Consider the following 254-nt stretch of genomic DNA (forward strand, 5'->3'; position numbering starts at 1 on the left):
CTGATACGGCGATGACCAAGGCGCTGCGCCTTGCCTCGCCTGACAAGGCCGCGACCCTGCACGGCCTTCGCAGCTCTTTCCGCGACTGGTGCGGCGATTGCACCAGTTTCGAACGTGACGTTGCAGAGGCCGCGCTGGCTCATACGATCCGCGACAAGACGGAGGCCGCGTACCGGCGCAACACAGCGTTAGAAAAGCGGCGCGAGTTGATGACGGCATGGGAGTCCTACTTGGCATCGGCAAAAGCGGGCGGT

1 pseudogene is annotated in these 254 nt (G+C 63.8%); it reads left to right on the forward strand.

The features are described from left to right. Positions 1 to 11: 11 nt before the first annotated feature. Positions 12 to 254 (forward strand): annotated as a pseudogene (locus tag P9273_RS32165) (integrase); the annotation flags it as partial.

This window comes from Mesorhizobium sp. WSM4935 (assembly GCF_029625735.1).
Lineage (GTDB): Bacteria > Pseudomonadota > Alphaproteobacteria > Rhizobiales > Rhizobiaceae > Mesorhizobium.